General features: G+C 62.8%; 23 protein-coding genes and 1 tRNA gene. 19 read left to right on the top strand and 5 right to left on the bottom strand.

What is annotated here, in order from left to right; all coding sequences use genetic code 11:
- From O6760_RS29785 to O6760_RS29775, 3 genes are all read right to left on the bottom strand, one after another.
- Complete coding sequence (locus O6760_RS29785; protein ID WP_269583277.1) at nt 1-975, bottom strand: ABC transporter permease; 975 nt, start codon at nt 973-975, stop codon at nt 1-3.
- 110 nt (nt 976-1,085) lie between these two features.
- Nucleotides 1,086-1,883, bottom strand: a complete 798-nt coding sequence (locus O6760_RS29780) for an SDR family NAD(P)-dependent oxidoreductase (protein WP_269583276.1) — start codon at nt 1,881-1,883, stop codon at nt 1,086-1,088.
- 77 nt (nt 1,884-1,960) lie between these two features.
- Entirely contained in the window at nt 1,961-2,923 is a 963-nt protein-coding gene (locus tag O6760_RS29775; protein WP_269583275.1) for a sugar ABC transporter substrate-binding protein, read from the bottom strand.
- A 293-nt stretch (nt 2,924-3,216) separates the two neighbouring features.
- Between O6760_RS29775 and O6760_RS29770 the strand changes: the two genes are divergently transcribed.
- The 8 genes from O6760_RS29770 to O6760_RS29735 all read left to right on the top strand — a co-directional run bounded on the left by O6760_RS29770 (nt 3,217) and on the right by O6760_RS29735 (nt 12,908).
- Nucleotides 3,217-4,971: an ABC transporter substrate-binding protein gene (locus O6760_RS29770; protein ID WP_269583274.1), complete on the top strand. Its 1,755-nt coding sequence runs from the start codon at nt 3,217-3,219 to the stop codon at nt 4,969-4,971.
- 12 nt (nt 4,972-4,983) lie between these two features.
- Nucleotides 4,984-5,793 carry an SDR family NAD(P)-dependent oxidoreductase gene (locus O6760_RS29765; protein WP_269583273.1) on the top strand — a complete coding sequence of 270 codons (810 nt, stop codon included), beginning with the start codon at nt 4,984-4,986 and terminating at the stop codon, nt 5,791-5,793.
- 63 nt (nt 5,794-5,856) lie between these two features.
- Nucleotides 5,857-7,155, top strand: a complete 1,299-nt coding sequence (locus O6760_RS29760) for a M24 family metallopeptidase (RefSeq protein WP_269583272.1) — start codon at nt 5,857-5,859, stop codon at nt 7,153-7,155.
- Between the two features lie 73 nt (nt 7,156-7,228).
- A complete protein-coding gene (locus tag O6760_RS29755; protein WP_269583271.1) occupies nt 7,229-8,227 on the top strand; it encodes a thiamine pyrophosphate-dependent dehydrogenase E1 component subunit alpha in 999 nt (332 codons plus the stop codon).
- 11 nt (nt 8,228-8,238) lie between these two features.
- Nucleotides 8,239-9,237, top strand: coding sequence for an alpha-ketoacid dehydrogenase subunit beta (locus O6760_RS29750; protein WP_269583270.1), 999 nt, complete (start codon nt 8,239-8,241; stop codon nt 9,235-9,237).
- Nucleotides 9,227-10,561: a biotin/lipoyl-containing protein gene (locus tag O6760_RS29745; RefSeq protein ID WP_269583269.1), complete on the top strand. Its 1,335-nt coding sequence runs from the start codon at nt 9,227-9,229 to the stop codon at nt 10,559-10,561. The genes O6760_RS29750 and O6760_RS29745 overlap by 11 nt, the downstream gene beginning before the upstream one ends.
- Before the next feature lie 15 nt (nt 10,562-10,576).
- Nucleotides 10,577-12,007 carry an NAD-dependent succinate-semialdehyde dehydrogenase gene (locus O6760_RS29740; protein ID WP_269583268.1) on the top strand — a complete coding sequence of 477 codons (1,431 nt, stop codon included), beginning with the start codon at nt 10,577-10,579 and terminating at the stop codon, nt 12,005-12,007.
- 10 nt (nt 12,008-12,017) lie between these two features.
- Nucleotides 12,018-12,908 carry a 2-oxo acid dehydrogenase subunit E2 gene (locus tag O6760_RS29735; RefSeq protein ID WP_269583267.1) on the top strand — a complete coding sequence of 297 codons (891 nt, stop codon included), beginning with the start codon at nt 12,018-12,020 and terminating at the stop codon, nt 12,906-12,908.
- 91 nt (nt 12,909-12,999) lie between these two features.
- Here the strand turns inward: O6760_RS29735 and O6760_RS29730 are convergent.
- A tRNA-Thr gene (locus O6760_RS29730) sits at nt 13,000-13,074 on the bottom strand.
- A gap of 434 nt (nt 13,075-13,508) precedes the next feature.
- On the opposite strand from O6760_RS29730, the gene O6760_RS29725 reads away from it, so the two are divergent.
- The 4 genes from O6760_RS29725 to O6760_RS29710 all read left to right on the top strand — a co-directional run bounded on the left by O6760_RS29725 (nt 13,509) and on the right by O6760_RS29710 (nt 16,318).
- Nucleotides 13,509-13,688, top strand: a complete 180-nt coding sequence (locus tag O6760_RS29725) for a hypothetical protein (protein WP_269583266.1) — start codon at nt 13,509-13,511, stop codon at nt 13,686-13,688.
- Between the two features lie 166 nt (nt 13,689-13,854).
- Nucleotides 13,855-15,144 carry a UDP-N-acetylglucosamine 1-carboxyvinyltransferase gene (gene murA / locus O6760_RS29720; RefSeq protein WP_269583265.1) on the top strand — a complete coding sequence of 430 codons (1,290 nt, stop codon included), beginning with the start codon at nt 13,855-13,857 and terminating at the stop codon, nt 15,142-15,144.
- A gap of 121 nt (nt 15,145-15,265) precedes the next feature.
- Nucleotides 15,266-15,916 carry a DUF433 domain-containing protein gene (locus tag O6760_RS29715; RefSeq protein ID WP_269583264.1) on the top strand — a complete coding sequence of 217 codons (651 nt, stop codon included), beginning with the start codon at nt 15,266-15,268 and terminating at the stop codon, nt 15,914-15,916.
- 18 nt (nt 15,917-15,934) lie between these two features.
- Nucleotides 15,935-16,318: a DUF5615 family PIN-like protein gene (locus tag O6760_RS29710; protein WP_269583263.1), complete on the top strand. Its 384-nt coding sequence runs from the start codon at nt 15,935-15,937 to the stop codon at nt 16,316-16,318.
- A gap of 47 nt (nt 16,319-16,365) precedes the next feature.
- On the opposite strand, the gene O6760_RS29705 is transcribed toward O6760_RS29710, so the two are convergent.
- Nucleotides 16,366-16,692 (bottom strand): DUF3124 domain-containing protein, encoded by a 327-nt coding sequence (locus O6760_RS29705; RefSeq protein ID WP_269586380.1) that lies wholly within the window; start codon nt 16,690-16,692, stop codon nt 16,366-16,368.
- Nucleotides 16,693-16,952: 260 nt separating this feature from the next.
- Between O6760_RS29705 and O6760_RS29700 the strand changes: the two genes are divergently transcribed.
- The 7 genes from O6760_RS29700 to infA all read left to right on the top strand — a co-directional run bounded on the left by O6760_RS29700 (nt 16,953) and on the right by infA (nt 21,070).
- Nucleotides 16,953-17,165, top strand: a complete 213-nt coding sequence (locus O6760_RS29700; protein ID WP_269583262.1) for a hypothetical protein — start codon at nt 16,953-16,955, stop codon at nt 17,163-17,165.
- Between the two features lie 163 nt (nt 17,166-17,328).
- Nucleotides 17,329-17,766 carry a DUF2948 family protein gene (locus tag O6760_RS29695; RefSeq protein WP_269583261.1) on the top strand — a complete coding sequence of 146 codons (438 nt, stop codon included), beginning with the start codon at nt 17,329-17,331 and terminating at the stop codon, nt 17,764-17,766.
- 51 nt (nt 17,767-17,817) lie between these two features.
- A complete protein-coding gene (gene hisD / locus O6760_RS29690) occupies nt 17,818-19,113 on the top strand; it encodes a histidinol dehydrogenase (protein ID WP_269583260.1) in 1,296 nt (431 codons plus the stop codon).
- Between the two features lie 26 nt (nt 19,114-19,139).
- Nucleotides 19,140-19,643: a UPF0262 family protein gene (locus tag O6760_RS29685; protein ID WP_269583259.1), complete on the top strand. Its 504-nt coding sequence runs from the start codon at nt 19,140-19,142 to the stop codon at nt 19,641-19,643.
- Nucleotides 19,644-19,696: 53 nt separating this feature from the next.
- A complete protein-coding gene (locus O6760_RS29680; protein WP_269583258.1) occupies nt 19,697-20,101 on the top strand; it encodes an arsenate-mycothiol transferase ArsC in 405 nt (134 codons plus the stop codon).
- 17 nt (nt 20,102-20,118) lie between these two features.
- Nucleotides 20,119-20,703 (top strand): GNAT family N-acetyltransferase, encoded by a 585-nt coding sequence (locus tag O6760_RS29675; protein ID WP_269583257.1) that lies wholly within the window; start codon nt 20,119-20,121, stop codon nt 20,701-20,703.
- A 148-nt stretch (nt 20,704-20,851) separates the two neighbouring features.
- Nucleotides 20,852-21,070 carry a translation initiation factor IF-1 gene (gene infA / locus O6760_RS29670; RefSeq protein WP_006939340.1) on the top strand — a complete coding sequence of 73 codons (219 nt, stop codon included), beginning with the start codon at nt 20,852-20,854 and terminating at the stop codon, nt 21,068-21,070.
- The last annotated feature ends 17 nt before the right edge of the window (nt 21,071-21,087 follow it).

Below are 21,087 nucleotides of genomic sequence, written 5' to 3'. Positions count from 1 at the left end.
CTACGCAATCGGTGACCAGAGCTTGCCGCGCTTGGCCGCGATGTCGAGCCAGACTGCAAGGATGATGATGATCCAGGTGACGACGTACTGGGCGTAGAACTGCAGCCCGACCAGAAGGAGGCCGTTCTGGATGAAACCGAGGATCAGGACGCCGATGACGGTCTTGAAAATGGTGCCGGATCCGCCGAGCAGCGAGGCACCGCCGAGGATGATCGCGGCAAGGACTTCCAGCTCGAGCCCCTGGCCGACGGTGTTCTGGCTGCCCAGCGACCGGCTGGCCTGGAGCAGGCCGGCCGTGCCGACGCAGAGGGCCGACATCAGGTAGCAGCAGAACACCACGCGCGCCCGGCGGATGCCGGAAAAGGTCGCCGCTGTGCCGTTGCCGCCTACGGCATAGACCTTGCGGCCGAACGGGGTCTTGGCAAGCATGATCCCGAGCACCGAGGCCACCAGCGCGAAGATCAGGATCGGCACGGGAATGCCGAGCACGTCGGACTGGCCGAAGAAGCTGAACCAGGTGCCCTCCTTGTCGGCAATGTCCATGTTCTTGCCGCCCGAATAGGTCAGTGTCAGGCCGTGGATCGCCGACAGCATGCCCAGCGTGACGATGAGGGAATTGAGCTTGAGATAACCGACCAGGAAGCCGATGAAAGCGCCAAGGCAAAGCACCATGGCATACATCGACGGTATGGCCAGCGTCGGACCGATCTTGTCGTGCAGGTCGAGGACCACGATGGTCGCGAAGGACATCATCGAGCCGACCGACAGATCCAGGTTGCCGCTGATGACAACAAAGGTCACGCCGAGCGCCATCACGCCCAGGATGGCCGAGGAACGGACCACGCCCATGATGTTGTCCGGGTCCAGGAAACGTTCATTGGCGATCGTGAAGCCGATCATGAACAGGGCGAAGGCCACGAGAATGCCCTGCTTCGCAAGGAATGTCCCCACGCCCGACAGGTTGGACGGCCGCATAGGTCTCTCCTTGGTGCCGCCGGAACGGCTTTCTGCCTTTGTCGTTATGTCGGACAACAGATCCTCCCTGGAGTCCCGGTCGGTCAGATTGTTCTAACCTGTTGATTCTTCTATACGAGCGTCATGCCGCCATCGATCATGACAATCTGCCCGGTCATGTAGTCGCTGTCACGCGAGGCCAGGAAAGTCGTCGTTCCCGTGATATCCGCCGGCGTTGCCACACGGCCGCGCAGGATATCGGCAGAAAACGCCTCCATGGCCTCGCCAGGCTTTGCGGAGGCGCCGATGCGCATCAGGTCTTCGTCGACCTGTTCCCACATTTCGGTGGCGACGACACCGGGCGCGAAGCCCGTGACCGTGATGTCGTGCTTGGCCAGGTCCCGCGCGCCCGACTGGGTCAGCGACACCACCGCCCATTTCGAGGCGCAGTAGGGGGCCACGTTGTCGAAGCCCTGGCGGCTGGCGATCGAGGCGGTGTTGACGATCTTGCCGCCACCGCCCTGCGCGATCATCTGGCGGGCCGCCTCCTGCATGCCGATCAGGCAGCCGAGACCGTTCACGCCCATGACGAAATTCCAGTTGTCCTCGGTCACGTCGAGGAAATTCATCGGCTTGTTGACGCCGGCATTGTTGAATTTCACGTCGAGCCGGCCGAACTCCGCGACGGTCTTTTCGATCATCGCCCGGACCGCGTCCCGGCTGGTCACATCGACGTCAGCCCAGGTCGCCCGCCCGCCGTTTCTTTCGGCCCGCTCGCTATTCGCCGCTGCAACGGACCTGGCCTGGTCGCCGTTGATATCGGCGAAACAGACCAGCGCGCCCTCGTCGAGAAGTGCTTCGCCGATTGCGCGGCCAATCCCCCTGGCAGCGCCGGTCACAATGCAGGAACGCCCGGACACCCGGCCCATGGTTTCCTCCCGGTCACTTGAAACGTCTTGAAGAAAAAGGGGCGCGGGTGGGAGCCCGCGCCCAGGTCGGGCTTGTCTTAGAAGACCGGCTTGGAGAATTCGGCCATGTTGTCCTGGGTGATCTTCGGGGTGTCGAAATAGTTCAGGAACGGCACGTCCTTGCCGGACAGCACATCAATGGCGGTCTGGAGCGCGGCCTCGGCGTCATCCACCGGGGACTGGTAGATGGAGCCCCAGTATTCGCCACGGTCCATGGCTTCATAGCCGACGGCGAAGTTGGTGGCGCCGACAAAGATGATGCCTTCGCGCCCGGCGGCCTTCGCGGCGTTCAGTGCACCGACCCCCATGTTGTCATCACCGGCATAAACGCCGTCGATGTCATCATATTTTACCAGAAAGGCTTCCATCACCTTTTGGGACTTCTCGCGGTTCCAGTCACCTGGTTGCTTGTCGATCTGCGTCACATTCGGGCAGACCTCAGGCAGACGATCGTCGAAACCCTTCGCGCGCTCGATTGCGGTCGTGTAGCCGGGCTGACCGGTGATGTGCACGACTTTGGCTTCGTTTTCGATGCCCATATCCTTGAACTTGTCGCACATGATCTCGGCAGAGCGCTTGCCCTGGGTGATGTTGTCCGGCCCGGAGAAGGACTTGACGAATTCGAAGCCCTGCTCGGCGATGTTCGAGTTGGTCACGATCACCGGAATGCCGGCCTTGTGGGCCTTGCGGACAGCCGGGATCACGGCCTCGCCGTTGGTCGGCCAGATGATGATGGCATCGACTTCCTGCTGGATCAGGTCTTCCATCTGCGCGATCTGGCGCGCAACGTCGCCACCGGCATCCAGCACGACGGTCTCGACATCGGCGTTGGCGTCAGCGGCGGCAATGAAGGCTTTTTCGTAGGTCGTCTGGTAGCTGTCGACGCCGACATTGTTCTGCGTGATGCCGATTTTCATCGTTTCGGCGGAAGCTGCAGTAGCAAGGGCCAGGCCTGCGACGGCGGTCGTTGCCACGAGCAACGAGCGAAACTGGTACGTCATTCTGTTTTCCTCCCGTGAAGACCGGTGGGGTCTTGATCTTCTCCGCATCTCCTCCTGACGCGGATGTCGCACTCGTCTTGAGCGTCGACGACAAGCCTGCATGGAGGCCGATGATGCCGCGCCATCGAAAATATCCAAAATGAATGTTTTAATATCCAGAATGAACAATTTGGCCATTTAGCCGGATTGCAGGCTCACACACTCTTTGGGGCACGATCAATGTCGATCCAAAAAATATTCAATCTGAGGAAACGCAACAGTGGTTTGTCCCGTCCGGATCTTGGAGACGCGAGATGAACCACAATGAAGGAGAGCTGGTTCGCGAAACGTCATTTCTCACACCGCAGGCCAAAACGGAGATTCTCGAGGTGCTTTCGTTCCTGGAGAGTTTCGACGGCGAGCTTGACGGTCTGATCGAAATGTCTGTGCCGAACCCGTATGTCAAAATGTCGGCCTATCTGGTTCAAAGACATCTGGAGGCAAAGGTTGTCACGCCGACATCGCTGATCGGCGCGTCCGGCGTGCCCTATGCCACGGCGACCCGCCGGATCAAGGAGATGGTCGACAGCGGTCTGGTCGAGCAGCGGCCCCGCACGGCCTCAGGCCGCAGCTTCTCCCTCCACCCGAGCGCGGACATGCTGGAATCCTGGACCCAGTTCAGCAGCCGTGTCCGCCGGCTCGCGGCGCAGCATTTCGGCACCGCCGAAAAGCGGGCCGGCACCCAGGACTATTATTTCGGCGGGTCCTATCTCGAGGCACAGACCATCCAGCCGCCGCAGGTTCTGCTCGATCCGCTGAAGCTGTCCGGCGGCTTGCGTGTTCTCGTGCATGGCGACCCGACCTTCATGGTCATGCACGGGCTCAAGCGCCAGATCGAACAGGTGGTCGGTTGCCCGATCCAGCAGCGGGCCTTCTCCATCGACAGGCTGCACGACGAGGCGGTGAAGAACGCCCAGCGACCGACCAGCCGCTATGACCTGATTGCGCTCGACCTGCCCTGGGTCGGAGAATTTGCCGGAAACGGTTACCTGATGCCGCTCGACAAGGCGCTCGACGTCGAGCGTCTCAATCCCAGCGACTTTCACACCGCCGGCTGGCAGGCTGCTCACTGGAACGGGCAGGCGTACGGCGTGCCGTCTCAAACGACGCCTGAATTGCTGTTCTACCGCCGCGACCTGCTGGCCGAAGCGGGACTGGAACCACCACACACGACCGACGCACTGCTGAAGGCCGCCAAGGTGCTGCACGAACCGGCACAGGGGCGCTACGGCATTGCGTGGAACGCCGCCCGCGGCACCGCCCTCGGCCACACCTTCATGATGACCTGCGCCGATTTCGGTCAGCCTGTTCTGGATCTTCCGAGGCAGGCGGGCGGATTTGACGCCTCGCGGCTCGCGGACGGTGAGCACCGCGCCACCATCGACACGGAAAGGGGCCTGGCTGCAGCCGAATATCTCATGGAGCTGCTGCATTATTCGCCGCCGGACATTCTGTCGATGTCCTGGTACGAGCGCGTCCGGCCCTTTGCGAACGGCAAGGTCGCCATGGCCTATGGCTACACGCTGCTGGCGCCGTATTTCGAACAGAACCCGGCGTGCGCCGCGTTCGGCAAGGTCGGCTACCTGCCGCATCCTTCCGGTCCGAAGGCATCCAACATCGCGCCTGTGGGCGGCTACCTGCTGTGCATCCCCTCGAACATCGCGCCGGAACGGTTGGAAGCGGCCGCGGAGGCCCTGATCGTGTTCACCTCGCCGGAGGCGCAGAAGCTCTATGTCGAGCACGGCAGCCGCACCAACCCGCGCTATTCCGTGGGAGCCGATCCGGAAGTTCGCCGGCTGTCGCCGATCTTCGAGGCGGTGGACGCCATGTCCTGGCGCGACGAGCTGCAGTTCTGGCCGCGCCCGCCGATCCCGGAAATCAACAACATCATCCGCGTGTGCGGAGAGGAATGCCACGACATGCTGCGCGGCGTTCAGACACCGAAAGCTGCGCTGAAAGCGGCCCAGAAGCGCGCCGACCGGATCTTGCGGGAGGCGGGAAAACCATAATGGGAGGAATTCATGGACCCCGAACGCCTTAAGGGAAAGAACATTCTGATCACCGGTGCCGCACAGGGCATGGGGGCTGCCAACGCGGAGTATTTTGCCGCGCAGGGGGCCAATGTCGCGCTGGGTGACATCAATGTCGACGGGGTCAACGAGGTCGCCGGCCGGATCAACGCGGCCGGCAACGGCAGGGCAATCGCGTTCGGGCTCGACGTCACCAAACGCGGTGACCACACATCCGCTGTCAACGCGACGGCGGAGGAGTTCGGTTCGATCAACATCATGATCAACAATGCCGGCGTGAACAAACCCAAGATGTTTCTCGACATCGACGAGGACAACTGGGACCTGATCATGAACATCAACGCCAAGGGCATGCTGTTCGGCATGCAGGAGGCGGCCAAGAAGATGATCGCCCAGGGACCGATGGACGATCATCCCTACAAGATCATCAATGTGGGCAGCATCGTCTCGCGCACGGCGTTTCTCGATGTGGTGCCCTATTCCTGTTCCAAATACTGCGCGCTCGCGATGATCATCGGCGGGGCCAAGGCGCTCTGGGAACACAAGATCACGGTGAACGGCTACGGCCCGGGGGTGGTGAAGACCGAACTCTGGGAACAGCTCGACAAGGATCTCGTCGAGATCGGAATGTTCGAGAAGGAAGGCCAGTCGATGGATCACCTGGCCCAGACCATGATCCTGATGAAGCAGCTGTCCACGCCCGACGATGTCAAGGGAACCGCCGCGTTCCTGTGTTCCGACGAAAGTGACTACATGACCGGCCAGCTCATCATGATCGATGGCGGCATGATCATGCAATAACGACGTAACCTACTGATATTCAATGGGAACAGGCGCGGCATGCTGCGCCTGAAGGAGAAGCTCATGTCCCGCGCACTGACACCGAACCTGCTGACGCCTCAAGATCTCGATCCGAACTGGAGATGGGAGAACCGCCTGCCTGCCTGGGGCCATACCTCGGTGGATTTTGAACGCCGCATCGACCATGACCGCCTGCGCCGCTACCGCCTGTCCCGTACAAGGGAAGCCCTGAAGGCCTCGCCGGCCGGCACGCTGCTGCTTTTCGACGTCAACAACATCCGCTACGTGTCGGCGACCAAGATCGGCGAGTGGGAGCGGGACAAGATGTGCCGCTTCTGCCTGCTGACCGGCGACGATTCCCCCTATGTCTGGGACTTCGGCTCTGCCGCCTATCACCACAAGAAGTTCTCCGACTGGCTGGAGCCCGACCATTGCCTGGCCGGCGTCGTCGGCATGCGCGGCACCATCCCGCCGGAATTCGGCCTGATGCGCAAATACGCAAGGGACATTGCCGGCCTGATCCGCGATGCCGGCATGGCCGACATGCCGGTCGGCGTCGATTATGCCGAGACGGCCATGTTCCACGCACTGCAGGAAGAAGGCCTGAACGTCATCGACGGCCAGCAGATCATGCTGGCGGCGCGCGAGATCAAGAACTGGGACGAGATCCAGCTGCTCACCCAGGCGGCGTCCATGGTCGACGGCGTCTACCACATGATCTACGAGGAGCTGAAACCGGGCATTCGCGAGAACGACATCGTCGCCCTGTCCAACAAGATGCTCTACGAAATGGGCTCGGACGATGTCGAGGCGATCAACGCGATCTCCGGCGAGCGCTGCAATCCGCATCCGCACAACTTCACCGACCGCTATTTCCGGCCCGGCGACCAGGCCTTCTTCGACATCCTGCAATCCTACCAGGGCTACCGGACCTGCTACTACCGCACCTTCAACATCGGCCGCGCCACGCCGGCCCAGCACGACGCCTATGTGAAGGCGCGCGAGTGGATCGACGCGTCGATCGAGATGATCAAGCCCGGCGTTTCCACCGACAAGGTGGCTGCCGTCTGGCCAAAGGCGGAGGAATTCGGCTTCCCGAGCGAGGAGGCTGCCTTCGGCCTGCAGTTCGGCCACGGGCTCGGCCTGGCCCTGCATGAGCGGCCGATCATCTCGCGCGCGGTCTCGCTGGATCACCCGATGGAGATCAAGACCGGCATGGTCTTCGCCCTGGAGACCTATTGCCCGGCGGCGGACGGCTACTCGGCGGCCCGCATCGAGGAAGAGGTGGTCGTCACCGACACGGGCGTCGAGGTCATCAGCCTGTTCCCGGCCGAAGAGCTTCCGATCGCCAACCGGTACTGACCGGCCCGTCTGACCCGGCCTGCCCTAACGGGCCGGGTTCTGTCTGGGGCCGAGAGTTTCAAGGGACATCAAGATGAGCGCTGCCATAGCGAAAAAGAAGCACAACACGGAAGACTATCTGCGCATGTACAGGCAGATGGTCCGTATCCGTGCCTTCGAGGACAACGCCAACCAGCTGTATCTCTCCGCCAAGATGCCCGGCCTGACGCACATGTATTCCGGACAGGAAGCGGTGGCCGTCGGCATCTGTGAGGCGCTGACGCCGGAGGACAAGATTACCTCCACCCACCGCGGCCATGGCCACTGCGTTGCCAAGGGCGCGGAGTTCAGGGAAATGTTCTGCGAGCTGCTGGGCAAGGAGGAGGGCTATTGCCGCGGCAAGGGCGGGTCGATGCACATTGCCGACCAGGCCAACGGCAATCTCGGTGCCAACGCCATTGTCGGCGGGTCCATGGGGATCGCCACAGGCTCGGCCCTGTCGGCGAAGACGCTTGGAAACAAGCAGGTCACAGTCTGCTTCTTCGGCGACGGCGCGACGGCGCAGGGGCTCTGGTACGAGGTCATGAACATGGCCGCGCTCTGGAAGCTGCCGGTAATCTATGCCTGCGAGAACAACGGCTACAGCGAATACACAAAGACGGAAGAGATCGCCGCCGGATCGCTGACGGCCCGCGCCGAAGCCTTCGGCATCGAGAGCTTCAAGGTCGACGGCCAGGATGTTCTGGCGGTCAACAAGCTGGCCGAACAGCTCAGCGAGCGCTGCCGCAAGGGCGAGGGGCCCTTCTTCATCGAGCTCGACACCTACCGCTATCACGGCCACCACGTCGGCGACATCAACCGCGACTATTACCGTTCCAGGGACGAGGAGGCCGAGTGGAAAAAGGTCCGTGACCCGATCACCAATTTCGGCAAGTGGCTGATCGCGGAAAAGATCATGACCGCCGACGAGCTGGTCGCCATCGACAAGGAGATCGAAGCCGACGCGGAGGCTGCCGTCGCCTATGCGCTCGACGCGAAATATCCGGACCAGCGCGAAGTCGACATGCATGTCTATGCCGAGACGGCGGCCTGAGGAGAGACGCCATGACACGTGAAATCACCCTGTCCAAAGCCGTCAACGAAGCCATCGCGGAGGAAATGCGCCGCGATCCGGCAATCGTTCTCCTTGGCGAGGACGTCGCCGAGGCCGGTACGCCGTTCAAGGTCCTGTCCGGCCTGGTCGAGGAATTCGGCACGGAACGGATCATCGACACGCCGATCTCCGAACCCGGCTTCATGGGCATTGCCGTCGGCGCGGCCATGACGGGCCTGAGACCGATCGTCGACCTGATGTTCGGCGATTTTCTCTATCTCGTCATGGACCAGCTCTGCAACCAGGCGGCCAAGACCCATTACATGTCCGGCGGCAAGCTGACCGTGCCGCTGGTGCTCCGCACCAACATGGGCGCGACACGCCGCTCCGCCGCACAGCACAGCCAGTCGCTGCAGGCACTGGTCGCCCATATTCCTGGGCTGAAGGTGGCGATGCCGTCTACGGCCTATGAGGCCAAGGGTCTGATGAAGACCGCGATACGGGACAACAACCCGGTCGTCATCTTCGAAGACAAGCTGATGTACAACGACAAGGCTCCCGTGCCGGAGGAGGAATACCTGATCCCCTTCGGCGAGGCGCATATCAAGCGGGAGGGCCGTGACGTGACGCTGGTCGCGACCTCCTCGATGGTGCAGGTGGCCGAGGAAGCCGCGGAAACGCTGGCCGGGGAGGGCATCAGCGCCGAGATCATCGACCCGCGCACAATCGTGCCGCTTGACGAGGAAACGATCCTGGCCTCCGTCCGCAAGACGTCGCGCGCCATCGTCATCGACGAGGGCCACCAGAGCTACGGCGTCACGGCGGAAATCGCGGCGCGCATCAGCGAAAAGGCCTTCTATCATCTGGATGCACCGGTGATCCGCATGGGCGCCATGGATGTGCCGGTGCCGTTCTCGCCGGCGCTTGAGGACATCACCGTGCCGACGGCGGCCGGTGTCGTTGAAAACGCGCGCAGGATCTGCCGCGGGGAGCTGGTCCATGCCGCATGAGGTGATCATGCCCGCGCTGGGCATGGCCCAGGACACGGGCCAGATCCTGGCCTGGCACAAGCAGCCGGGGGAGGCGGTGGCGGCGGGTGACGTGCTTTTCGAGGTGGAAACCGACAAGGCCGCCATGGAAGTCGAGGCGCCGAAGCCGGGCTACCTGACCGAGGTCACCGCCGAGGCCGGCAGCAATGTGCCCGTCGGCCAGGTGATTGCCCTGATCTCCGAGACACCGGACGGCAGGAGCACCGGCAGCGGAGCCGATGAGACCAACGAACCGGTCAATTTGCCGAAAGAGCCTGCCGAAATCGAGGGTCGCGACGTCATCATGCCGACACTCGGCATGGCCCAGGACACGGGGCTGCTGGTCGGCTGGCTGAAGCAGCCCGGCGATCAGGTCGCGGCCGACGACGTGCTGTTCGAGGTCGAGACCGACAAGAGCACCGTGGAGGTCAACGCGGGCCGGGACGGCTACGTCGCGGCGCTGCTTGCCGAAGCGGGCGAAGACGTGCCGGTCGGCCAGGTGATCGCGGTGATCAGTGCGGAAAAACCGGAGGCTCCCATCACGCGTAGCGCAGGCTCCCGGGCACCCGCGGCCTCTTCGCCCGAAGGACCGGAACCGGTCTCGGAACCGGAACCGGAACCGGAACCGGAGACAGCGGCAGCGCCCGTCCCGGCGCCATCGCTACCGGCCCGAACGCTCGAGCACGCGCGACAAGGAGGCAGGATCCTGGCCTCTCCGAAGGCAAAACGCCTTGCCCGGGAACAGGGGCTGGATCTGGGCCGTCTGGCCGAAGCCGGTCACGCCCAGCCGTTCCACGTCAGGGATCTGGAAGCGCTCAGGGCCTTGCCGGCGAAAGTTTCGGCAAGCGCCGCAGCGGTTTCGGCATGCCATCTGACAGCGGACATTCCCGGAGACGGTTTCGCCGACTTCTCGGACTGGGCGGCGAAAAGCGCAGGGCTGGCCGACACCGGTGCCCTGCTGGCCGGACTTGCCGGAGCAAGCGGCAAAACCCTGCCGGTGACGGTCGCGGTCGAGAGGTTCGGCTCCAGCCGGGTCTATTCCGTGCCGTCGACCCTGCTCGGCGACGTGTCGAAGGTGGAGCCGGAAACCGTTCCGGACCTCATCCTGCGCGACCTGCGTGACAGCCGCATCAGCGGGGTTCGGCTGGGGGCGGGCGACAGCCCGGCCATCAGCATCACCCGCTCGGGGACCGGTTTGTGCCTGACCCTTGAATGCGGCACGGTTCAGCTGAGCGCTGACGAGGCGCTCGATCTTCTTTCCAATTTCGCGGGCCGGATGGAGCAGCCGCTCCGCCACCTGCTCTGACCCCCGGGGTACATCATGGATTATACGGATCTTTATATTGACGGGACCTGGCGCCAGGGCTCTGGCGGCGAGCGCTTCGATGTCCTGAACCCGGCCACGGAAGAGGTGATTGCCTCCGTCGCCTCGGCGGAGATCGAGGACGCCAACGCTGCCCTCGATGCGGCAGAAAGGGCCATGGCCGACTGGGCCGCGCGGACGCCGCGCCAGCGCTCGGAAGTCCTGCGCAAGGCCTGGGAGCTGATGACCGGGCGCCTGGAGCATTTTGCCCGGCTGATCACTTTGGAAAACGGCAAGGCACGGGGTGATGCCATCGGCGAGGCGACCTATGCGGCCGAGTTCTTCCGCTGGTTTGCCGAGGAAGCCGTGCGCGCGGACGGTCTCGTGACGCATGCGCCGGCCTCCGGAGCCCGCATCATGGTCCAGCACAAGCCCGCCGGCCTGGCGGTGCTGGTGACGCCCTGGAACTACCCCGCCGCGATGGGCACCCGCAAGATCGCCCCGGCGCTGGCGGCGGGCTGCGCCGTCATCATCAAGCCGGCCTCCGAAACGCCGCTCACCATGCTGGCGCTGATGCCGTTGCTGGAGGAAGCCGGCGTGCCGGCCGGGCTCGTCAACGTGCTGCCGTCGAAACGCACCGGCGCGCTGGTCGATCACATGCTGCACGATCCGCGCGTTCGGGTGGTGTCCTTCACCGGCTCGACGGCGGTGGGGCGCAAGCTGCTGCATTCGGCGGCGGACCAGGTGCTGAAACCGGCCATGGAACTTGGCGGCAATGCGCCGCTGATCGTGTTCGACGACGCCGATCTCGATGTCGCCGTCGAAGGCGCGATGCTGGCCAAGATGCGCAATCTCGGCGAAGCCTGCACGGCCGCCAACCGCATCTATGTGCAAGAGGCGATCGCACCGGAATTCACCCGGCGTCTCGCCGAGGCCATGGGCAGGCTGAAGGTCGGCGACGGCCTCGATCCAATGGTGGATGTCGGGCCGCTGGTCAACGCGGAAACCCGCGAGAAGGTGGCGGAATTCGTCAATGATGCGGTTGCCAAGGGCGCCCGTGTGGAGGTCGGGGGCGAGGTCCCGGCCGGCAAGGGTTTCTTCTATATGCCGACCGTGCTCTCCAACGTGCCCGAGACGGCGGATTGCGTCCATGACGAGATCTTTGGGCCGGTGGCGGCGCTGCAGACCTTCGTCGACCAGGGAGACGTCATCCGGCGCGCCAACAACACCGAATACGGGCTGGTCGCCTATGTTTTTACCGGGGACATGAAGCGCGGCCTCCAGGTCTGCGAGCGGCTGGACTACGGCATGGTCGGTCTCAACCGGGGCCTCGTCTCCGACCCGGCGGCGCCTTTTGGGGGCACCAAGCAGTCCGGCCTCGGCCGGGAAGGTGGCCACGAGGGCATGCTGGAATTCATGGAAACCCAGTATATTTCGGCAAGCTGGTAGGGGGGAGCGCATGTCAGAGGTCATTGCACCGCCCTCGGTCCGGGCGCTCGCCCGGCAAAAGGGCATCGACATTGAAAAGCTGGCCCGGGAGATTGGCCGCACGTCCATCGCCCGCGAGGATGTGGAGGGTGGCGGTGAACCGGAAACCGCATCACCGGCCACCGGGGCGGACACTTCCTACTGGGATGTGGACAATGCGCTTTACGGGCCTGTGAGCGAGGAACCGGTCAGCCGGTTCGCGCAGGTCGCGGCCCGCAACATGGCCGCGGCCCAGGCTCTCATACCCGCCGTCACCCATCACGACCGCGCCGACATGACGGCCGTCGAGAATGTGCGCAGGGAATGGAAGGGGGACGCGCAGGAAAGAGGCGTGAAGCTCACGGCGCTGGCCTTTCACGCCAGGGCGCTGGCGCGGGCCTTGCGCGAATTCCCGAAATTCAACGCCTCGCTGAGTGCCGACGGCAAGACCCTGATCCTGAAGGACTACGTCCATCTCGGCATCGCCGTCGACACGGCCCACGGCCTGATGGTGCCGGTTATCCGGGATGTGGACCGCAAGGGGCTCTGGCAGATTGCGTCCGAAATCACCGACCTGGCCTCAAGGGCCCAGGAGCGCAAGATCCGCCCGGAGGAAATGGGCGGGGCCTCGATGACCATCTCCAGCCTGGGCGGCATCGGCGGCACCGCCTTCACGCCGATCGTCAACCCGCCGGAAGTCGCCATCCTCGGCATCACCCGCACGGAGACCGTGCCGGTCTGGGATGGCGAAGCCTTTCAGCCGGTGCAGATGGTGCCCCTCGATCTCAGCTATGACCACCGCGTGATCAACGGCGCCGACGCAGCCCGGTTTCTCAGTTATTACGCCGGATTGCTGGCGGACCCGCGCCGTATGCTGATCTGAGAACGGCGACAGAGAGGCACGAGGACCTGACCGAACGCCATCAATGGTGCCGAGGGACAACAAGGACTTGTAGGAAGATCAATGACTTGAATGGTGCTGCCGGAGAGATTTGAACTCTCGACCTCTCCCTTACCAAGGGAGTGCTCTACCCCTGAGCTACGGCAGCCTGCGCGCGTCTTTATAAGACGGGCTTTGCGTCGGGGCCGGTGCCTTGCAGGCGCTGGCGGTTGGGACGCAAGGAGTGCTCCCGATCAGCGGTGCCGACCGGAATGAGGGGGCTTTTGCCATAAGAGCCTGTGGGACGCAAGCGCTGATTTGCATTTTTTGGGGAGCCGGATTTCCGCGCGGGGGCAGGGACGGCGTGAAGTCCGCAATTGGCCGTGAACGCGGGCATTGTGCCGCCCATTCCTGCCTGTGGATATCAAGCAATCCCGCCATGGGACGCCTCCCGGGGCCGCGCAAGATGCGGCGCGGGACCAGGCGGTCCCGGCCGGTTGTCTCCGCGTGGTAGCGCCGGTGATGGTGACCCGCTCGCGCGGGGCTTTGCAAGCCCGGCGGCGGTTGCTAAACAGGGGCCTTCGGATCTGAAGATGGTTTGCCATGAGCGAAAAAGACCAGAAAGGCCAACCGGTTGATGAGGCCAAGTCCAGGTCGGCCGGTGCCGGGAGCGAGGGCGCGCAGAAGAACCGGCCGGCGGCGCGTGAAGACCGTTTGGCCGAGGCGCTGAGAGCTAATCTGCGCCGCCGCAAGAGCGCGGCCAAGTCCCGCAAGGACGGTTGACCGCGCGAACGGCCACGAAACGGGCGGCACGCGCGGCCATAAAATCGCCCGCCCTGCGGCACCTGACTGCCTTGCATGGGCCATAAGTTGCGTGTAGACCGCGACTTTGTTGTGAGTTTTTGATGGGACGACCGCGCGGGGCGCGCGGTCCGGTTCGGGGACAGAGATGGACAGTATCAAGGTCGTTGGCGGTGTCGAGCTGAACGGAACGATCCCGATTTCGGGTGCGAAGAACGCGGCGCTGCCGCTGATGATCGCCTCCCTGCTGACGGACGAGACCCTGACGCTGTCCAACGTGCCGCGTCTGCGCGACGTTGCCCAGCTGATGCAGATCCTGTCCAATCACGGCGTCGACTATTCGGTCAACGGCAAGCGCAGCGGCCAGGATGACCTGGCCGGCCAGACGCTGAACCTGACCGCGCGCGAGATCGTCGACACCACAGCCCCCTATGAACTCGTCTCCAAGATGCGCGCCAGCTTCTGGGTCATCGGTCCGCTCGTGGCCCGGTGCCATGAGGCCCGCGTGTCGCTGCCCGGCGGCTGTGCCATCGGCACGCGTCCCGTCGACTTCTTCATCGACGGTCTGAGTGCTCTGGGCGCCGAGATCGAGATCGAGGGCGGGTACGTGGTCGTGCGCGCGCCTGGCGGCCTCAAGGGCGGCCGGGTGGAATTCCCGAAGGTTTCCGTCGGCGCCACCCACACCATCATGATGGCCGCGACGCTTGCCCAAGGCGAAACCGAAATCGTCAATGCCGCCTGCGAGCCGGAAGTGGTTGACCTGGCGCAATGCCTGAAGGCGATGGGCGCGAAGATCGAGGGCGAGGGCACCTCGACCATCCGCATCCAGGGCGTTCCGCGTCTGCACGGCGCCCATCACGCGGTGGTCGCGGACCGGATCGAGACCGGCACCTATGCCATGGCGGTGGCCATGACCGGCGGCGACGTGCTGCTGCGGGGCGCACGGTCCGACCTGCTGGAGACGGCGCTGGACACCCTGCGCCAGACCGGCGCCGACATCACCCAGACACCGGAGGGCATCAAGGTCTATCGCAACGGCAACGGCATCCAGCCGGTGGATGTCACCACCGAGCCCTTCCCGGGCTTCCCGACCGACCTGCAGGCGCAGTTCATGGCCTTGATGACCAAGGCGGGCGGCACCAGCCGGATCACAGAGACCATCTTCGAAAACCGCTTCATGCATGTCCAGGAACTGGCGCGCCTCGGCGCCCAGATCCATATCGACGGCCGCACGGCCACCGTCGACGGCGTGTCGACCCTGCGCGGCGCGCCGGTGATGGCCACCGACCTGCGTGCCTCCGTTTCGCTGGTGATCGCCGGTCTGGCGGCCGAGGGCGAGACCACGGTCAACCGCGTCTATCACCTCGATCGGGGCTTCGAACGCCTCGAAGACAAGCTCACCCGCTGCGGCGCGCAGATCGAGCGCATTTCGGGCTGAGTGCGGGTATTCGCTGTTGTTGAAAATCGACCAAGGCGAAAAAAACGTCTCTGGGATCAAAATTGCTCGTACGGAGAGCAATTAACCTACCATTTTCACATTTTGACACTAAGATAAAGCTATGACACAGGGCGTTGAAAACGTTGTCGCAGCTCTTAGCGAAGACCAAGTCTCTAAAATCACTGAACTTTCTAAAGGTCAGCTGAGGGCTTGGGACCGCAGAGGCTTCTTTGTGCCTCGTTATGCTTACGACAACCGATCGGTTGCATACAGTCGTATCTATTCCTTCAGAGATGCTGTTGGTCTGCGGACACTTGCCAAACTGAGGTCGACGTACAAAATCAGACTTGCTCGCCTGGAAAACCTCGCAAAGGAAATGGAAAAGGACGGCATCAGCCATTGGGCGGACGCACGTGTCTGGGTTGTCAAGGGTGAACCGCACTATCTTCGACCAAAACAGAATGAGGTCAAAGGCGCAGAAACCGGCCAGCTCGCTATGCTTCCGATTATCGATGTGATCGAAGAAGTTAAGTCGCGAGTAGAGGATCTAAAAAAGCGAAGCCAAGAAACCATCGGAAAGGTGGAGCGACACAAGTACATTGCCCGCAATTCTTGGGTAATTTCTGGCACACGCATTCCTACTGCAACCATTCGCCGCTACCATGAGGCAGGGTTCACTTCGGCGCAGATTTTGGAAGAATATCCCACCCTGACTGAAGCGGATATTGTTGCTGCTCTTGCGCATGAAAAAGAACTGGCGTTAAGCGCGTAGAGTCGATCTTATGCTCGCATGCGTTTCATACTTGATGAAAATGTTGCTGTTTCCGTACTGAATAAGCTGCGAGAACTTGATTTTGAGGCTGAATTCATTCGGGAACTTATCCCTGAGGGATCGGCAGATCCTCTGGTTTCCTTTGTGGCTGAAGACCAGCGGTGCGTGCTTGTAAGTCACGACGGTGATTTTCAAAAGATAGCGCCGCGTATTCCGGACGGACAAAAGCAACGCTTCCGGAAGCTCAGCAGGATAAAGCTAAATTGCGATGAGTTTAAAGCTGCGAAACGGATCGAACAGACTATTGATTTCATACAGTCTGAGTATCAAGTTGCCCAATCCAAGCGCGATAAGCGGATGATCCTTCAAATAGGGAAATCTTATGTCCGTTCGGATCGATAGTTTTTCTGCGTTCCCAAGCATTTCTGTATTCTCGCGTAGTAGAATACCTACTCTGCCACCCGCCGCTCGATCACCCGCCCGCGCGAGGTGAAGGACGGGCCGGGACCGCCGCTGCCGCTGGTCATGATCGCCTCGGCGATCGGGCTGAGGGCAGGCTGCTCCGAGGACCATTCAGCCAGGAAATTGGCGCCGACGCCGCCGCTGGTGTCGTTGATCGGGATGAGCACGGTGGTCGACTGCAACGGCGCGAGATCCCGCGGGGTGTCCAGAAGACTGCGCAACAACGTACCGTCCTCGCCGTGATATTCGACCGACGTCAGCCGGATCGGCGTATCAGGGTCGACATTGTGGATCGCCAGCGTGGCGGCCAGCAGGTCGGAGCGGTTCGGATGGGAAAAAATGCGCGAATAGGCGGGAACATAGATGGTCTCGCCAAGAACTTTTGCTGGCAGGTCCTGGGCCGCGCGACCCGGAACGGCACCAGCAGGGCGATCAGCAAGGCGGCCCCGGTCAACGTCTTCAGCATGGTCGTCTCCGGAAACAGCTGCCGAAAACAGCTGCAGGTTAAGGACTTGGAGGTCACTTTCTGAAATGCTGGACAGGAAAGCAAGACCGCCAAGAGAAAGGGCAAGACTTGGGTGCCCAGACGATCCGTTTCCTGATTCAGCTCGGCTTTGCCTTTGCGGGCCTTGCCGCCGTCGTATTTGTCCCGGCCCCCCATGGACCGGCTCTTGGCCTGATTCTCGTGATCTTCGGCCTGTGGCTCGGGCGGCGCGTGTTCAGGCGCATCGCCAGCCTGGACGAGGTCAAGGCGGACCTGCGCCAACGGGTGGATGACGGGCCGTGAATATTCCGGGACTGGGCCGGGACAGGGCCGGCAGCCCGGTTTTCAGCATTCGACATTGCCAAACGCTGATTTCCCGATTAGGTCAACAGCCTTGGGAATAGGTCAAAAATCGCCTATATGCCTCCTGCCGATGAATGAATGACCGGATCAGAACAAGACCGACATGGATCAGCTGAAACTTGCCGCCCTTGATGAGGAAGACCTTCAGGTCCTCTCCGCCCATTTGCAGGACGCCGTCCTGACGGTTGCCGACATTCGCTACCTGCCGAAGGAAAAGAAGGCAGTGTTCGTGATGAATCGCTTCGTCTGGGACAAGGAGGCCGACAAGCGCTCCAAGGAACATGAGCGCCGCCGCTCCGCGCTGGCCTTCGCACAGGTCTCCGCCATGAAGGCGCAGAATATCGACCAGACCGCCAAGGGCGCCGTGCTGGAGCTGCTTGCCGTGACCTTCGAGACCGGCGATGAGCCGGCAGGCAAGATCCTGCTTGCCTTTGCCGGAGGCGCCAGCCTGGAACTTGCCGTGGACTGCATCGAGGCACAGCTGTCGGACCTGGGTGCCGCCTGGTCGACCCCGAACCTGCCGCGGCACGATTTCGGCTGAGCCCGATCTTGAGGATTACGGCGCGACGCGCCGGACAGAAGGAATGAACGTGTGGTTCTACGCCTGAACAGCAGTGACGCCCGTTTCGAGGAGCAGTTCACGGCACTTCTCGCCGGAAAGCGGGAAGTCTCCGAGGATGTCGACCAGATCGTGCGCGACATCCTTGACCGGGTGCGCGCCGAAGGCGATGGCGCAGTCCTGGACTACACGAAAAAATTCGACCGGCTCGACGCCGCGTCCATGGACGACCTGAAGGTCTCCGAGGCCGAGATCGAGGCCGCGCTTGCGGAGATCCCTCAGGAGACCCTGGACGCGCTGCAGCTCGCCCATGACCGCATCAAGGCCCACCACGCCCGCCAGATGCCGAGGGACGACCGCTACACCGACGCCATCGGTGTCGAACTCGGCTCGCTCTGGACGGCGGTCGAGGCTGTTGGCGTTTATGTGCCGGGGGGGCTGGCGAGCTATCCGAGTTCCGTCCTGATGAATGTGGTGCCGGCGCGGGTCGCGGGCGTGGAACGCATCGTCATGGTGGTGCCGAGCCCGGACGGCGTGCTCAATCCTCTGGTGCTGGCGGCCGCAAGGGTTGCGGGCGTCTCCGAGATCTACCGCATCGGCGGTGCCCAGGCTGTCGCCGCGCTCGCCTACGGTACGGAGACGATCGCGCCGGTTGCCAAGATCGTCGGCCCCGGCAATGCCTTTGTGGCGGCTGCCAAGCGCCGGGTGTTCGGCACGGTCGGTATCGACATGATCGCGGGCCCGTCCGAAGTGCTGATCCTGGCCGACGAGGGCAACAATCCCGACTGGGTGGCGGCCGACCTGCTGGCACAGGCCGAGCATGACACGGCGGCCCAGTCGATCCTGGTCACCGACAGTCCCGACCTGGCCGACCAGGTGGAAAAAGCTGTCGAGGCGCAGCTCAAGACCCTGCCGCGTGAAGATGTCGCGCGTGCCAGTTGGGAAGATTTCGGTGCGATCATCCTGGTGGACGATCTGGACGGCGCCATGCCGCTGGCCAACCGGATCGCACCCGAGCACCTGGAGCTTGCGGTGACCGATCCGGAAGCCCTCTTGAAAAAGGTGCGCAACGCCGGTGCGGTCTTCCTGGGACATTACACCCCGGAGGCGATCGGGGACTATGTCGGCGGTTCCAACCATGTTCTGCCGACAGCGCGGTCTGCCCGGTTTTCCTCAGGGCTTTCGGTGCTGGAATTCGTCAAGCGCACGTCGGTTCTCAAATGCAATCCGGACAATCTGCGCCAGCTCGGCCCGGCCGCGATCGCGCTTGGTGAATCGGAGGGGTTGTCGGCGCACGCGCGCTCTGTTTCCATCAGGTTGAATATGTAGGCCGCGACAAGAGAGGCTTCTTGAGCATGAGCGAACCGCAACCGGGATCCGATCCGCAGAAGGCCGGTGGCCGACTGGTCGATGTGGTCTTGGACGAAGCCTCCATTTCCCGTTCGACCCCGGAGGTCGAACATGACCGCGCGGTCGCGATCTACGACCTGATCGAGGAAAACGCCTTCCAGCCGGTCGGCCAGCCCGCGATCAACTACGTGCTCAGGCTGTCGGTCGTTGAAAAGAAACTGGTCTTCCAGATCCGGACCGAGGACGACAGGGAAGTGGTCACCCATGTTCTGTCGCTGTCTCCCCTGCGCAAGATCGTCAAGGACTACGACCTCATCTGCGAGAGCTATTACGAGGCCATCCGCCACGCAACGCCCAGCCAGATCGAGGCCATCGACATGGGCCGGCGCGGTGTTCACAACGAAGGCTCGGCGATCCTCATGGAACGGCTCGCCGGGAAGATCGAGGTGGACATGCAGACCGCGCGTCGGCTGTTCACGCTCGTTTACGCCCTGCACTGGAAGGGCTGACGGAGGTGACCGGGCCGGGCCTGCGTCCGACTGCGGTGTTGTTTGCGTGCGGGATGAATTCCGTGCGCTCGCCGATGGCCGAGGGCCTGACCTCGAAACTGTTCCCGGGACAGATTTACGTGCGTTCGGCTGGTGTCCGGGCGGGCAAGATCGATCCGTTCGTCGATGCGGTCATGGCCGAGATCGGCATCGACATGAGCAGGCATCAGCCCAAGACCTTCGAGGACCTCGATGAATCGGGCTTCGACCTCGTGGTGACCCTGGCGCCGGAGGCCCACCACAAGGCCCTCGACATGACCCGCACCGATGCTGTCGACGTGGAATACTGGCCGACCCTCGACCCGACGGTGGCCACCGGCAGCCGGGAGCAGATTCTGAACGAATACCGCGCCGTGCGCGACCAGTTGATGATGCGCATCAAGAAGCGCCTCGACTGGACGCCGCCTCCAAGCGGGTGATCTGGGGCAGCGAAGCAATGACATACGAAGTCACGTCCCCGGTCGAAACCGAGCGGCTGGTGCTGCGTCCGATGACGCTGCACGACGCGGAGGCCATCCATGCCTACCAGTCGCTGCCGGAGATTGCGCGCTACCAGTACTGGGAGCCGCGCAGCCTTGAGGAGATCCGGGGGAAACTGACGGAGTGGACACAAATGCATCGGCTGGAAGGTGAAGGCACGCTTGCCTTTGCAGTCGAAACCCGGGGGGACGGCGCGTTTGTCGGCGATGTCTCGCTGCGGGTGACATCGGTCGAGGCGCGGCAGGGCACGATCGGCTTTACCCTCAATCCGGACCATCAGGGACGCGGCTTTGCGACCGAGGCCTGCCGGGCGTTGTTGAGGCTCGCTTTCGAGGATCTTGGCCTGCACCGAGTCTTTGCCTGCTGCGACGCCCGGAATATCGGCTCGTGGCGGGTCATGGAACGGCTCGGCATGCGCCGCGAAGCGCATTTCAGGGAACATGCGCTCTTCAAGGGCGGCTGGGACGAAGAGTTTTATTATGCACTTCTGGAAGACGAGTGGCGGCAAATGGGTGCCGGACCCGAGAAAACACGGAGCTGAGCTGCTGGTCGGGCAAGTGTTAAGGTGATGCGCATGTCGGACTTGCAGTTTCTTTGCACAGCGGTGGAAAGAAAGGTTCACTTTTTCCCGCTGATCCGCTAGGTTCCGCGGCACCCGCGGGCAGGGCCCGCTATATTCAGGATATCAAATGGCCAAAGAAGAAGCTCTGGAGTTTCCGGGCGTCGTAACAGAACTGTTGCCGAATGCGACGTTCCGCGTAAAACTTGAAAATGACCACGAAATCATCGCGCACACCGCCGGGCGCATGCGCAAGAACCGGATCCGCGTGCTTGCGGGCGACAAGGTTCTGGTTGAAATGACCCCGTACGACCTGACCAAGGGTCGGATCACCTACCGCTTCAAGTAGGCGGTTGCTGGGTGATA

This window comes from Roseibium sp. Sym1, from assembly GCF_027359675.1.
Lineage (GTDB): Bacteria > Pseudomonadota > Alphaproteobacteria > Rhizobiales > Stappiaceae > Roseibium.
The sequence above is the reverse complement of the archived record's forward strand: the minus strand, read 5'-3'. Positions and strand labels throughout refer to the sequence as shown.